Genomic DNA, 12644 nt, shown 5'->3' on the forward strand with positions numbered 1-12644 from the left:
AAAAGGCTAGGCAAAAGAGGAGTAACTGCTCCTCTTTTTGTGCTCGTTGTAGCCACGAAACTGTATACGGCAGTCTCTCTCACAACAATTTATGATTCATCTCTATTTTTTATCATTTATAAATTGTCGTTTTTGGGGTGTTGTCCAGAATGGCATTATCCACGTGCAACATAAGATTGCCGGGAATAAAAATAATTACAATACTGCCTTACTGGAAGATACATGAAAATCAAACCCCTCCCACCTTTAAATAGCCTCGTTGCGTTTGAAGCGTCGGCGCGGCACTTGAGTTTTACATTAGCCGCTGACGAGCTAAACGTGACCCAAGGTGCTATCAGTCGCCAAATTAGACAATTAGAAGAATACTTAGGCAAGGCTATGTTCACGCGAGCCAATCGAAGCATTAATTTAACGCCTACAGGTCTTCAATATTATCAAGCTGTCAGCCAATCTTTGCTCGATATTGCTCAAATCACGGGTGAAGTGAAGAAGTGGCAGGGCGAACAAAAGATCACGGTTGCGACGACAAATGCAATGGCAGCCTTGTGGTTGTTGCCTAAGGTTGCTCAATTTCAAAATGAACATGATGACATCGATATAAGGATATTGGCCTCAGATAATGTGTTGGACTTACGCCGATTAGATTGCGATATCGCCTTGTTTTATTGTCGCACTCCACCTGCAGAAATGGACGTGACAACGCTATTTTCTGAAGAAGTATTCCCTGTGTGTAGTCCGCTTTATTTAGAGAAAATCGGCCAGCCTAATGAGCCAGAAGAAATCTTCAATAAAACGTTACTCTATCTGGAAGAGTCTCAAAGAGATTGGGTGAACTGGGAGCAGTGGTTTGCGAGTGTAGGATTGCCAAATATTTCGCCTCGTAATCGCATGAACATCAATAACTATCCAATGCTGTTACAAGCGGCAATTAATGGTCAGGGAATCGCGTTAGCCTGGGGGTCATTAGTGGACGACTATTTACAAAGCGGTGCTTTAGTTAGGCCAGTCGAACACGTGCTTTCAACACCTTCCAATTTCTCTATGCTTGAACCTAAAAATAGAGGTTTAATCCCAGCCAGCGTCAAACGTTTTAGAGAATGGCTTTTGCATCAGTTGCCAGATGAGGTGGGTGATCGAGGTTTAGCCTAAATCAATAAGCAGAGAAAATAACAGAGTTTGGTCATGTTAAAAAGCGGGAGTACCAGTTCCCGCTTTGTTCTAATTGATTGGATGAAACGACGCACTAACTTAGTACTGGTCCCTGATTGAGTGTGGAATCATCTTTTAGTGAGGATGTTGAAGCGATAGGCTGGGAAGCCACTGTTTTGCTTTCAACAAGCGGTTCAACAGGACCATCAAGTTTCTCTTGCTCTGGGTGAACATGCTCAGGAAGCATTGCCCATGGCTTAGGTTCGCGTCGAATACTATGGAACAGCGTTAAGCTCATCACCGCGATAAAAATCGCGATAGGGAAGCCGGCAATAATGGAGGCCGTTTGCATTGCTTTTAACCCTCCGGCGTATAGAAGCACTCCCGCAATGGCGGCGATCATGAACCCCCACAATACGCGTATAGAGGTAGGAGGCTCACTGTGCCCAGCGGCATCGAGGGTACATAGAACCAAGGTACCCGAGTCTGCGGAGGTAATGAAATAAGTACCGAGTAATAAACACGCAAGTACGCTAAGTAGTTTACCAAACATACCTGTATCTAGATTGTCGAATAGCGTAAACAAAGCGCGTGTCGTATCGGCTTTAGTCGCTTCAAGAATCGGGCCGCCAGAAAAATCCGCAGGTGGTGTTTGTTTGGCTTCTTGTGCCGCAGTGACTTGCTCTTGATGAGCAACACGAGCGTCTTGCTCTACCTTTAACGCTGCGCCACCAAATACTGAAATCCATAAAAACGTGATCAGCGTAGGTACGATGAGAGCACCACCGATAAGCTCACGTATTGTGCGCCCTTTAGAGATACGAGCCACAAACATGCCAACGAAAGGTGCCCAAGTCATCCACCAAGGCCAGTAATAAGCCGTCCACCAGTTTTGCCAGCCAGAGTCATTCTGTGCATCGCTCCATAAGCTCATACCGACAATGTTTTGTGCATAAAGCCCCGTGCTTTCGAGTAGCGTATTTAAGATATAGCGAGTTGGACCAATGTAAAGTACGACTAGCACGAGTGCGAGTGAGAGCAGCATGTTCCATTCTGATAAACGGCGAATACCTTTTCCTACACCAGATAGCACCGACGCAACCGCACAAGTACAAAGGGAAACGATAATAAAGAGTTGAATCCCCAAACTAATATCTAGACCAAAGGCTTGATTCAAACCAGAGTTTATTTGGATAACTCCCATCCCCAAGGTTTGAGAGATACCGAAAGCAGTCACCGCGACGGTTAGGATATCAACCGTGTGTCCGATAGGCCCATAAATACGATCACCAATCAAAGGGTACAAGATAGAGCGTAGGGTAAAAGGCAGATCTTTACGGTAGGAAAAGTAAGCTAATGCGAGTGCAACAATGATAAAGACAGACCAAGGATGTAGACCCCAGTGAAAGAATGTCAGTTTCATTGATGTTGTTGCGGCTTCATTGGTCAGGCCTTGAGTAAATGGGTTGTCAGCGTAATGCCACATCGGTTCGGCGACCGACCAGAAAATCAAGCCTATCCCCATGCCTCCGGAAAAAAGCATGGATACCCAAGACAAATAACTAAACTCTGGTTTTTCGTCATCTTTACTCAAACGAATATGTCCATATCGACTAACCATAAGGTAAAGAAGAAAACCGACAACGAGTGAAACAAGTCCGATGTAAAACCACTTCATATTCTGCAGCAAAATGCCGGAAATCGTTTCGAAGTATTGGCCCGCTTGGTTGGCGAGAATGGCGCAGAAAAGTACAAAACCGATAACGACGATCTTTGATGCGATAGTCACAGTCGGATTGAGTCCTTTCAATATCCCAGATGTTGCTCTCATAGGCATCCCTCACAGTGCGTTTGTTTTAGCGTTATTGTTTGTTGCGTTATTGTTAATTTTTGAAAGAGAGTAGAGAGAGGGCTTTTGTGTTTCAACTGATTAATACTCATCGGTTAATGAGTATTAATCATGACAAGAAGATCATTGTTAATTAAAAGGTTGTTTTTTGTTCAAGATCAATGCATGAATGACAAAAACTCATCCAAGCCCGGCGAAAAAGTCGTTTGTTTGTTGCCGGGTTGTTAATCAAAATCATCTCCACTAACACAACACGATGTTGTACGCACTGGATGCAACTCGACTCTCGGAGATAAGAATATGAGCAATGTCAACCAAACCATTATTCCTGTTGAACTTGTTGATAATGTACTGAACCCAATCAGTGAAGCAACAGGAATGCCGAATCAGGCCTACACCAGCGAAGAGTATTTTACTTTTGAGCGTGATCAGGTGTTTGGTAACACTTGGGTATGCATTGGTTTTGCATCAGACCTGCTTAAAAATGGTTATGTAATGCCACTTGATTTCATGAATCTTCCACTACTCATGATGAGAAATCGTCAAGGTGAAGTCCAAGTCTTCCACAACGTGTGTAGCCACCGAGGTATGAAGCTGGTTCATGAGGCAGGCGAAGTTCAAGGCATGATTCGCTGTCCTTACCATTCATGGACGTACGATCTTGACGGCAATCTAAAAGGCACACCACACATCGGTGGTATCGCAAAACACAAAGATGACCGATTTAAGTGTGAAAAGCATGGCCTTAAGCCACTTCGTTCAGCCGTTTGGATGGACATGGTATTCGTCAACTTATCGGGCAAAGCAGAAAGCTTTGAAGAGCATATCGCGCCGCTAGAGCAACGTTGGCAGCAATTCTTAGGTGAAGAAGGATTAGGGCTTCTTCGCCGCGTGAACATGGGTGGCAACTTAGAGATAGAAGTGAAAAGTAACTGGAAGCTTGCCGTAGAAAACTACTGTGAAGCTTACCACTTACCTTGGGTGCATCCGAGTTTGAACAGTTATTCTCGCCTAGAGGATCACTACAACATCATGTTTGCAGAGCGTTTTGCTGGCCAAGGTAGTCTCGCATACAACCTCTCTGATACTGCAGGAACACACTTACCTAAATTTCCAAGCTGGCCAGAAGATAAACTGCGTCATGCAGAATATGTTGCACTCTTTCCAAACGTGTTGCTTGGTATTCAAGCCGATCATGCCTTTGCGATGATGATTGAACCAATCACTGCGAATAAGAGTGTTGAGCACCTACGTGTTTTCTATGTGGGTGATGAAGCAACGAAAGATGAGTTCGCTGCGTGCCGTACTGCTACCGTTGAGTCATGGCGAGTCGTATTCGGCGAAGATATTGGAGCGGTCGAAGGTATGCAGGAAGGTCGTTACTCACCTGGCTTTGGTGGTGGTGTGTTCTCACCAGAAATGGATGTTCCGACGCATTTCTTCCAAACCTGGTTGGCAAAGCAAGTGAAAGCGGCACTGGAGCAGTAATATGATGCATTACCTTAATTATATTGATGGTGAGTGGTGCGATTCAGAGCAAGCGCTGACCGTCATGAACCCTGGCACAGCCGAAGCGTATGCGACGATTGCAGAATCCACTATCACCGATGCAGATCGCGCAATGGCAGCGGCACGTCGAGTGGTCAATCAAGGTCTTCTTTCGGACGTTCGTCCAGCCGTCAGAACCGAGTGGATGTTAAAAGCCGCCGCGGCTATTCGTGAAATGGTTGATGAAGGTGGGTTAGTTGCCTGCCGTGAAAATGGGAAATCTTTGCAAGATGCCAAAGATGAGTTTTTAGAATCGGCACGTTACTTCGAATACTACGCTGGCATGGCCGACAAGCTGGAAGGCTCGTCAATTCCGTTGGGTAAAGATTATGTCGATTTCACCCAATATGTGCCGTTTGGTGTGTCAGTGCAGATTGTGCCGTGGAATTTCCCAGTTTCTATTTGTGCACGCTCATTAGCTCCTGCATTAGCTGCTGGTAACGCAGTGGTGATCAAATCGCCAGAGATTTCCCCACTCGCTATGACGTTGTTGATTAAAGCGATTGAAAAAGCGGGCTTCCCAAAAGGCACGATTAACTTGCTATGTGGCAAAGGCTCAGTCGTTGGCAGCCACTTGGTGCAGCATCAAGACGTTGATCAAATTGTCTTTACAGGTTCTGTGCCGACCGGCCAACGCATACTGAAAGATTCAGCGCAACGCGCCACACCATCTGTGATGGAGCTGGGTGGTAAATCGGCCGCTATCGCACTGAAAGATGTGAGTCTCGAAACGCTTTTACAAAGCGTTCAAGTCGGTATTTTCTTTAACGCTGGTCAAGTTTGTTCGGCAATGTCTCGTTTGCTGATTCAAAAAGAGCGTTATGAAGAAGTAAAAGCGGCGGTTGTGGAAATGGCAAAAAGCCTAACCATTGGCCAAGGCGAAAGCCAGCCGGATATAACACCGTTGGTATCGGCTGATCAACAAGCGCGCGTGCTTGAAATGATAGAACAAGCAAAAGCCGACGGCGCGAAAATCCTAACGGGTGGATACGCCCCTGATTTGTCGGGTTACTTTGTGGCACCTACGGTGATTGAAGCCTCACCAGATATGCGTATTGCTCAAGAAGAAGTGTTTGGTCCTGTACTGGTAATTACACCGTTTGAAACCGAGCAAGAGGCCGTTGAAATCGCGAATGGCACCGATTTTGGCCTGGTCGCTGGTGTCTTTGGTGAAAGCCTAAACCAAACATTGCGTGTGGCACAGCAACTGCGTGGTGGACAAGTGTTCATCAATGAATGGTTTGCTGGTGGCATCGAAACACCATTTGGTGGCGTGGGCTTGTCCGGGTTTGGGCGAGAAAAAGGACAAGAAGCGATTTATAGCTACGTCCAGACACGCAATATTGCCATTCGTTTGCAGCAAGACAGCAACGTATAGCTACCGTGTAACTGTATTTTCATCACCTCGTACCGGCTTGGATTTCAGACCACAAGCTAGGGCGAGGTTGATGGAATCACAACAAATCTGACAGCGGTTTGTAAACACGGAAATTCTGAACAAGGTAGTTGGAGTATAAGTGATGAGAAAGTGGCTCTGTATTATTTGCGGCTTAATCTATGATGAAGCACAAGGTTGGCCATCCGATGGCATTGCACCAGGAACAGTATGGGAAGATGTACCGGATGACTGGTTATGTCCTGACTGTTTAGTGGGTAAGGCCGATTTTGAAATGATCGAAATTACCGACGACGCGCCACTAGAAGAGGTTGCAGCGGTGTCTTCGGTGTCGGTAGAAGCGTCTGTTCAGCCAAATACTGCTCAGCCTCTTCCATCTGAAGTTACTCAACCTGTATTCTCAAATGACCCTATCGTTATCATCGGTAGTGGCCACAGTGGTTACCAGTTGGCGGCGGCACTTAGAGCGCAATCTGAGAAGGTTCCGATCACTGTCTTTACCGCTGATGATGGCGCTTTGTACAGCAAACCAGCATTGTCTAATGCACTGGTCATGAATAAAGACGGCGACGCGCTACAAAGTGAGAGCGCGTTGGAGTGGGAAAGCCGTCTCAATATCCGAGTTTACCCGCATACCCGTGTTGAACAGATCGATCGTGCCAATTCAACGTTACATACCTCCATCGGTAAATACGCCTACAGCCGCTTGGTACTGGCAACAGGTGCATCACCGATTGAAATCCCAATTGAGGGCGATCGCTCTTGGGTTATGAGTGTGAACGACTTAGTTGATTACCGCCGTTTCAGAGCGGAGCTGCAAGACAAAAAGCGCATCGCGATCCTAGGTGATGGCTTAATTGGCTGTGAGTTCGCAAATGATCTGATCGAAAGCGGTTATGAAGTAACAGTTATCGGGTTGGGTCAATGGCCAATGGAGCGTTTGATCCCGCAACAGTTGGGTGAATCATTACAAAGCGCACTTGCCGATCGAGGCGTGCAATGGGCTCTACAAGACAGTATCACCAGAATCGAACCAAGGTCGGAATCTAGTGCGGTTTTACATCTAAACAGTGGCAAGCAGATTGAAGCAGATCTAGTGCTGAGCGCGGTTGGACTCAAGCCAAATGTTTCTCTGGCTGAGCGCGCGGGGCTTGAAGTTGGCCGGGGCATTAAAGTGAATCAATTCGGCCAGACGAGTGATGAGAATATTTACTCGCTAGGTGACTGTGTTGAAACTGAGCAAGGTTGGCAGCCCTATATTGCACCGATTAATCAAATGATCCCTTCTGTAGCGAAAAGCTTGCTAGGCGATGTCGCCCCTATCTCGTTAACACCAACTCCAGTGATTGTAAAAACGCCGATTCTTCCACTCACGATTTTCCCGGTAGCCGCTGAAGAACAGGGACAATGGTACATCGAGACCCAAGCAGATGAATTGACCGCTGCGTTTTATTCACCAGAAGGAGCAATGCTCGGTTTTGCGTTGCTAGGAAGAAAAGTACAGTCATTACGCGGCCCTTGGCTAGATCAATTGTCATTGAAACTGTCAGCAGCGTAGCGGAGAAAAAAGATGATTCATTTACCCAATGATGACGTGACGTGTGGTTGGTACCATGCGTTGCCAAGTATTCCAGAAAAATCGGCGTTAAAAGGTAAACAAAGTGCTGACTATGCCGTGTTAGGTGCCGGTTTCGCAGGCCTAGCTATGGCAAGACGTTTAGCTGAACTTATGCCTAATGCACGAATTATACTGATTGATGCGCAACGTATCGGCCAAGGGGCTTCAGGAAGAAATTCGGGCTTTGTTATCGATTTGCCTCATAAGTTTTCACTTGAGCATCCCGACCCTGAGCACAAACAAAAGTTATTGTCGCTCAACCGTTCTGCGATTGCTCAGCTAAACACTTTAGTGTCGAAGCACAGTATTTCTTGTCAGTGGTCAGCAAAGGGCAAATATCAAGGAGCCGTAGGGGCGCGCGGTGAAGCGTATCTCGATCACTTTGAGCACCTAATGAAAGACCTTGGCGAACCATACTTCCATGTTAATGGCAGTGAGCTGGCGAAAGTCTTGGGAACCAACTACTACAGCCGCGCAATTTACACGCCAGGTGGTTATTTAATGCAACCTGCTGCTTTGGTGCGTGGGCTAGGGGAAAGCCTTCCAGAGAACGTCGAGGTGTTAGAGAACTCGCCAATCCGCAAGCTCAGTAAAGAAAACGGTTGCTGGGTATTACATGGAGATAGTGGCTCTGTTGAAACCCCTGAACTGCTGCTTGGGACCAGCATTTTTACTCGGGAGTTTGGTTATCTTAAAAACAGACTACTTCCAGTGATGACGTTTGCAAGCTGGACGCGTCCATTAACCGACGCAGAAATGCAACGATACGGAGGTGAGCTGAATTGGGGGTTAACTCCAGCTGATCATGCGGGAACGACGTTACGTATGACCGCCGATCGACGTATTTTGATCCGCAATACTTACAAACACGTGCCGAAATATGGCTCAAGCATGAACGATAAAGTCAGAGAACAAATTCGCGACGATCATCGTCAGGTCTTTCTGGCGCGTTATCCCGAGCTGGCCGACGTACCATTTACTCACACATGGGGTGGGGTGTATGCAATCTCTCGTAACTTTACTAACTTTTTCGGTCAATTAGATGAAGGTGTTTATGCCAGCGCTTGTGACAATGGTGTTGGTGCTGCGTGGGGAACCATTTCTGGAACACTGTTAGCTGACTATGTCGTTGGTGCGACATCTAAATCATTGGATGACATACAGCAAGTGACAGGAATGCCTTGTTTGAATCCGCCAGAGCCTTTTTTAGGTTTGGGAGTAAAAACGCGTATCCAATTAGCAAAATGGCAAAGCCGGAGTGAATTATGAAGCCAGTCAAACTTGTTGATAGTAAAAGTCTAGATTTCAATGTTCGTGGTGATACGCCAGGAATGGCGTATGTTGCCAGGGCGTTAAGCCCAGAAATTTCACCAAACATAGGCGTAGGCTTTGCTAAATGGGAAGGCGCTAAAGTGGCTTGGACAGTGCTTTATGATGAGGTTATTTTCGTGATTGAAGGCTGTTTCGAGCTGACCGCAAATGGTGAAACACATTTTGTGCACCCAGGTCAGATGCTGTGGATACCGGAAGGGACTGAATTGGTTTATGGTGGGCATGCTCTGTTCGGCTATGTGGTTCATCCAGGAAACTGGAAAGAGTTACATGGTATTGAATGACTTTTATCATTTAGTTGTGTTTCGGAAAGGCAAAATAAAAATCTGATTTTTAACCATAACTTTTCGCAAAAGAACTTAATCTCAATGGAGCAAGGGTTTCATACTTGCTATGTTTCTTGGTCACGTTTCCAGACGTGTTAGACCTTTCTCAATTGCTATTTTATCTATCAAAAAGGGAAGCCTTGGCTTCCCTATAATGAGTCTTCTTTTGGCTTGGCTAAAGCTTTTATTTTAGCTCAAATTTACCCTGCATGATTGCCCAGTGACCCGGGAACGAACAGAAGAATGAATAGTCACCGCCGGCTTTCATTTTCTCAGTACTGAACGTAATGCTGGTGCTTTCACCGCCACCAATTACTTTTGTGTGAGCGTAGACGCGATCATCATTTGGTTTTACGTAGTTATTTTCTGCTCCAGCTGCCATGCCATCAGTACCGACTGCTTGTAGGTTGGCTGTGTCAGAGATGACCACGTTGTGACCCATCGATTGCGCTGGCATCTTACCTGTGTGATTCAGCGTTAGTTTTACCTCTTTACAAGTGGCTGGTACGCTCAATGTTTTAGTAGAAAACTGCATCATATCGTTAGCATCTAATGACACTTCACACTCGGCACTGGCTTGGGCACCAAAGCTCATTCCTACTAATGCGAAGGTTGTTGCTAATAAACGTAAAGACATATAACACTCTCCATTTTGTATTTTAGGCTGACTTGGATTGATCTTATCCAATAGTTCTCATTATCAGCCAATTTTCACTCCAAAAACGTGCTTCAATCGGTATATTGACGTTTTGTTGCAAGCTTGTACTGGTCAGTTCCGCTATTTGATCACTCAAATGCCTTATTTCATGCGATTGCGTGAGTTAAATCAAAAGTCGTGATTAGCCAGAGTTAAGGTGAAAATAATCTCTCTAAACGGGTGGCAGAATTGTTTGGTTTTACGGTATTGGAGAGGTTTCAAGAAAGAAGCTCAGCTAAATTGCTGAGCTTCTAGAGAACAGACGACAAGTAGGCCTAGCGAGTTTGCTTTAACGTGTGCAACACATCATGCAGTGAAGGTGCGACAGTATGGCCTAATTGCTTTATTTCGTCACAAGGCTCAACCAAATCAGGAATTTGATAAGTGATCATGTTCGCTGCTACCGCAGCACGCACGCCATTATTTGAATCTTCAAAGGCGAGACATTTGGTTGGATCTACGCTTAGACGACTTGCTGCAAGCAGGTAGATCTCTGGATCAGGTTTGCCGTGTGACACTTCACAGCCCGTCGTTAAGTTGTCGAAATACTTGCTTAGGCCCGCTAACTCCAACTTCTTCTGTGCCACTTCTTTTGCTGTAGAAGTGGCGACTGCAATTGGCAACCCTTGGCTTTTCAACCACTCAAGCAGCTCAATCACCCCTTCTTTTACTGGTATCGCTTGGTGCTTAACCACAGCGTCGTAACGGTCGCGCCACTCTTCGTGTAAGCGGTCAAGATCATCCCCATAAGCTTTACGAAAAATCACTTCAATGCCCGCTGCATTGCGACCAATGATTGAAAGGTAAACATCTTTATAGAAGGGTAGGTTCTGGGCTTCACATGCCTCTTTGAAGATACGCATACAAACGCGTTCGGTGTCGAGGAGTAACCCATCCATGTCGAAAATAGCTGCTTGATAATTCATTACTTTATGATTTGTCGATTGAGATGGCGCATTTTGACACAAGCAACATCGTTTTTCCTGCGGAATTCCACCATCTCACACGCTTTTTACCCAATCCTTATTTTATCCCTAGGCGTTTTGCCAAGCGGTGTAAGTTGCCGTTGTCCAGTTCCAACTGACGTGCCGTTGCTGCCCAGTTGCCTTGGTTTTCTTCCAGTGCTCGAACAATCATCGCTTTTTGGAAGGCGTCTGTGGCTGGTTTTAATCCGCCTTCTGGTAGATCAAGCCGAGAGTTTTGTTCCCCTTCTTCAGCGTTCTTGATGTTCTGATGCGGCGTTCGGATGTCAAAATCTTGCTCAACTAACTCAATGTCCATGGCGTGGGTACGCGCTTTTGCCAAAACACCAGCACGTTTAATGACATGTTCAAGCTCTCGCACGTTGCCTGGCCATGAATAGTCTTTGAGTGCCTGCACCAAAGTGGGGGACAAACGAATGCTGTTCAATCCCAATTTGCTTCTTAAACGTTCGGCAAAAAAGCCTGCGAGTAACACCACATCGTCTTCACGTTCACGAAGAGGTGGAACATGAAGCGGGAAGACGCTTAGGCGGTGATATAAGTCGGCTCGGAAGCGACCAGCAGTCACTTCTTCATGCAATATACGGTTGGTGGCGGCGACAATGCGTGTATTGACTCGAATATGGCGGTCATCACCCACACGTTGAATGTCGCCGTATTGTAGAGCTCGAAGTAACTTAGCTTGCAGTTCTAACGACAGTTCGCCGACTTCATCTAAAAACAGTGTGCCGCCATCGGCTTGTTCAAACTTACCCTTACGATTGCTGATTGCGCCTGTGAATGCGCCTTTGATATGGCCGAACAACTCGCTTTCCGCGACTGATTCTGGCAGCGCCGCACAGTTGAGGTAAACCAAAGTATTGTTCGAGCGGCTAGAGCGATGGTGAATAGCGCTCGCAACCAACTCTTTACCCACGCCCGTTTCTCCCATGACCAATACAGACAACTCCGTATCGGCGACTGCATCAATCTGCTCTTGAAGATTTTGCATGCCCTGAGAGTTGCCAATGATTTCATTACTTAAGGTGCGTTTCTCGGCGTAAGAGTCGCGTGGCAGGCTCGCTTGTGTCTCTAGCTGTTCTAGTAGGAGTGCAGTGTGCAAGCCACCTGCTGCCAATGCGCTGACAAAACGTAACTCTTGGTTGCGTAGCCCATCAAATTGGTTGGGGTCGAAGGCGTCAATCGTAATGGCACCAATCAGTTGATCGTCGATCAGCAGAGGTAAACCAATGCAGGAATGGACATGCAGTTTGTCATCGTGGTTAGGGATCAAACCATCGTATGGATCAGGTAAGTCGCTGTCAGAGGGAAAGCGCACGATATCGCCTGCTCGGGCAATGGCTTCTAATCTTGGGTGCTGCTCAATGGAGAAACGGCGTCCAAGCACTTCTTTCGCCAATCCATTGATCGCTAAAGGTTTAAAGTGCTGGTCTTCATACAAAAGAAGGGCAGAAGAGTCACACTTCAATACGTCTCGAATCGTGGTTAACAACGTATCGAAGCGAGCCTGTTGAGTGAGGGCCGAGTTAAGGTCTTGCGTGATGTGTAGCCATTGCGCGATTAAAGAAGTCATAGCCAATACCGATTGTGTCAATATGACTATTGTAGTGTCTTAATGACAATTTTCAACTGTGTCTAAATGACAGTTTTTAAAGTTGGATTTTAATTAAGGTGTTGAAATATATAGTAATTAAAAGTTGGCACGCCCAGTGCAATACAAGAAGAAATTATTTTTTGTTTATCCCG

10 protein-coding genes are annotated in these 12644 nt (G+C 46.1%); 6 read left to right on the forward strand and 4 right to left on the reverse strand.

Annotated features, from left to right (window positions below):
• Positions 1 to 222 precede the first annotated feature (222 nt).
• Positions 223 to 1149: a transcriptional regulator GcvA gene (gene gcvA / locus R7E51_RS04885; protein ID WP_137283051.1), complete on the forward strand. Its 927-nt coding sequence runs from the start codon at positions 223 to 225 to the stop codon at positions 1147 to 1149.
• Between the two features lie 94 nt (positions 1150 to 1243).
• Here the strand turns inward: gcvA and R7E51_RS04890 are convergent, their stop codons facing one another.
• Positions 1244 to 2980, reverse strand: a complete 1737-nt coding sequence (locus R7E51_RS04890) for a BCCT family transporter (protein WP_238762408.1) — start codon at positions 2978 to 2980, stop codon at positions 1244 to 1246.
• 318 nt (positions 2981 to 3298) lie between these two features.
• Between R7E51_RS04890 and R7E51_RS04895 the strand changes: the two genes are divergently transcribed.
• The 5 genes from R7E51_RS04895 (at position 3299) to R7E51_RS04920 (ending at position 9176) form a co-directional block, all read left to right on the forward strand.
• Entirely contained in the window at positions 3299 to 4486 is a 1188-nt protein-coding gene (locus tag R7E51_RS04895) for an aromatic ring-hydroxylating oxygenase subunit alpha (RefSeq protein ID WP_017635305.1), read from the forward strand.
• A 1-nt stretch (position 4487) separates the two neighbouring features.
• Positions 4488 to 5924 (forward strand): aldehyde dehydrogenase family protein, encoded by a 1437-nt coding sequence (locus R7E51_RS04900; protein WP_017821268.1) that lies wholly within the window; start codon positions 4488 to 4490, stop codon positions 5922 to 5924.
• A gap of 142 nt (positions 5925 to 6066) precedes the next feature.
• Entirely contained in the window at positions 6067 to 7500 is a 1434-nt protein-coding gene (locus tag R7E51_RS04910; RefSeq protein WP_206957832.1) for an FAD-dependent oxidoreductase, read from the forward strand.
• Between the two features lie 12 nt (positions 7501 to 7512).
• Complete coding sequence (locus tag R7E51_RS04915; RefSeq protein WP_005385877.1) at positions 7513 to 8829, forward strand: NAD(P)/FAD-dependent oxidoreductase; 1317 nt, start codon at positions 7513 to 7515, stop codon at positions 8827 to 8829.
• A complete protein-coding gene (locus R7E51_RS04920) occupies positions 8826 to 9176 on the forward strand; it encodes an ethanolamine utilization protein EutQ (protein WP_017635301.1) in 351 nt (116 codons plus the stop codon). The genes R7E51_RS04915 and R7E51_RS04920 overlap by 4 nt, the downstream gene beginning before the upstream one ends.
• Positions 9177 to 9402: 226 nt before the next feature.
• Here R7E51_RS04920 and azu read toward each other — a convergent pair whose 3' ends face one another.
• The 3 genes from azu to norR all read right to left on the reverse strand — a co-directional run bounded on the left by azu (position 9403) and on the right by norR (position 12471).
• Positions 9403 to 9855 (reverse strand): azurin, encoded by a 453-nt coding sequence (gene azu / locus R7E51_RS04925; protein WP_005375211.1) that lies wholly within the window; start codon positions 9853 to 9855, stop codon positions 9403 to 9405.
• A gap of 335 nt (positions 9856 to 10190) precedes the next feature.
• Positions 10191 to 10841, reverse strand: coding sequence for an HAD family hydrolase (locus tag R7E51_RS04930; RefSeq protein WP_047102577.1), 651 nt, complete (start codon positions 10839 to 10841; stop codon positions 10191 to 10193).
• Between the two features lie 97 nt (positions 10842 to 10938).
• A complete protein-coding gene (gene norR, locus R7E51_RS04935; protein ID WP_206957829.1) occupies positions 10939 to 12471 on the reverse strand; it encodes a nitric oxide reductase transcriptional regulator NorR in 1533 nt (510 codons plus the stop codon).
• Between the last annotated feature and the right edge of the window lie 173 nt (positions 12472 to 12644).

Origin of the sequence: Vibrio sp. Vb1166, from assembly GCF_033338695.1 — a bacterium.
GTDB classification, from domain to species: Bacteria; Pseudomonadota; Gammaproteobacteria; order Enterobacterales; family Vibrionaceae; genus Vibrio; species Vibrio alginolyticus.

What these genes read in the sequence shown, in the direction of transcription:
- gcvA (WP_137283051.1), top strand. Translation starts at nt 223, where the DNA reads ATGAAAATCAAACCCCTCCCACCTTTAAATAGCCTCGTTGCGTTTGAA.
- R7E51_RS04890 (WP_238762408.1), bottom strand. Translation starts at nt 2,980, where the DNA reads ATGAGAGCAACATCTGGGATATTGAAAGGACTCAATCCGACTGTGACT.
- R7E51_RS04895 (WP_017635305.1), top strand. Translation starts at nt 3,299, where the DNA reads ATGAGCAATGTCAACCAAACCATTATTCCTGTTGAACTTGTTGATAAT.
- R7E51_RS04900 (WP_017821268.1), top strand. Translation starts at nt 4,488, where the DNA reads ATGATGCATTACCTTAATTATATTGATGGTGAGTGGTGCGATTCAGAG.
- R7E51_RS04910 (WP_206957832.1), top strand. Translation starts at nt 6,067, where the DNA reads ATGAGAAAGTGGCTCTGTATTATTTGCGGCTTAATCTATGATGAAGCA.
- R7E51_RS04915 (WP_005385877.1), top strand. Translation starts at nt 7,513, where the DNA reads ATGATTCATTTACCCAATGATGACGTGACGTGTGGTTGGTACCATGCG.
- R7E51_RS04920 (WP_017635301.1), top strand. Translation starts at nt 8,826, where the DNA reads ATGAAGCCAGTCAAACTTGTTGATAGTAAAAGTCTAGATTTCAATGTT.
- azu (WP_005375211.1), bottom strand. Translation starts at nt 9,855, where the DNA reads ATGTCTTTACGTTTATTAGCAACAACCTTCGCATTAGTAGGAATGAGC.
- R7E51_RS04930 (WP_047102577.1), bottom strand. Translation starts at nt 10,841, where the DNA reads ATGAATTATCAAGCAGCTATTTTCGACATGGATGGGTTACTCCTCGAC.
- norR (WP_206957829.1), bottom strand. Translation starts at nt 12,471, where the DNA reads ATGACTTCTTTAATCGCGCAATGGCTACACATCACGCAAGACCTTAAC.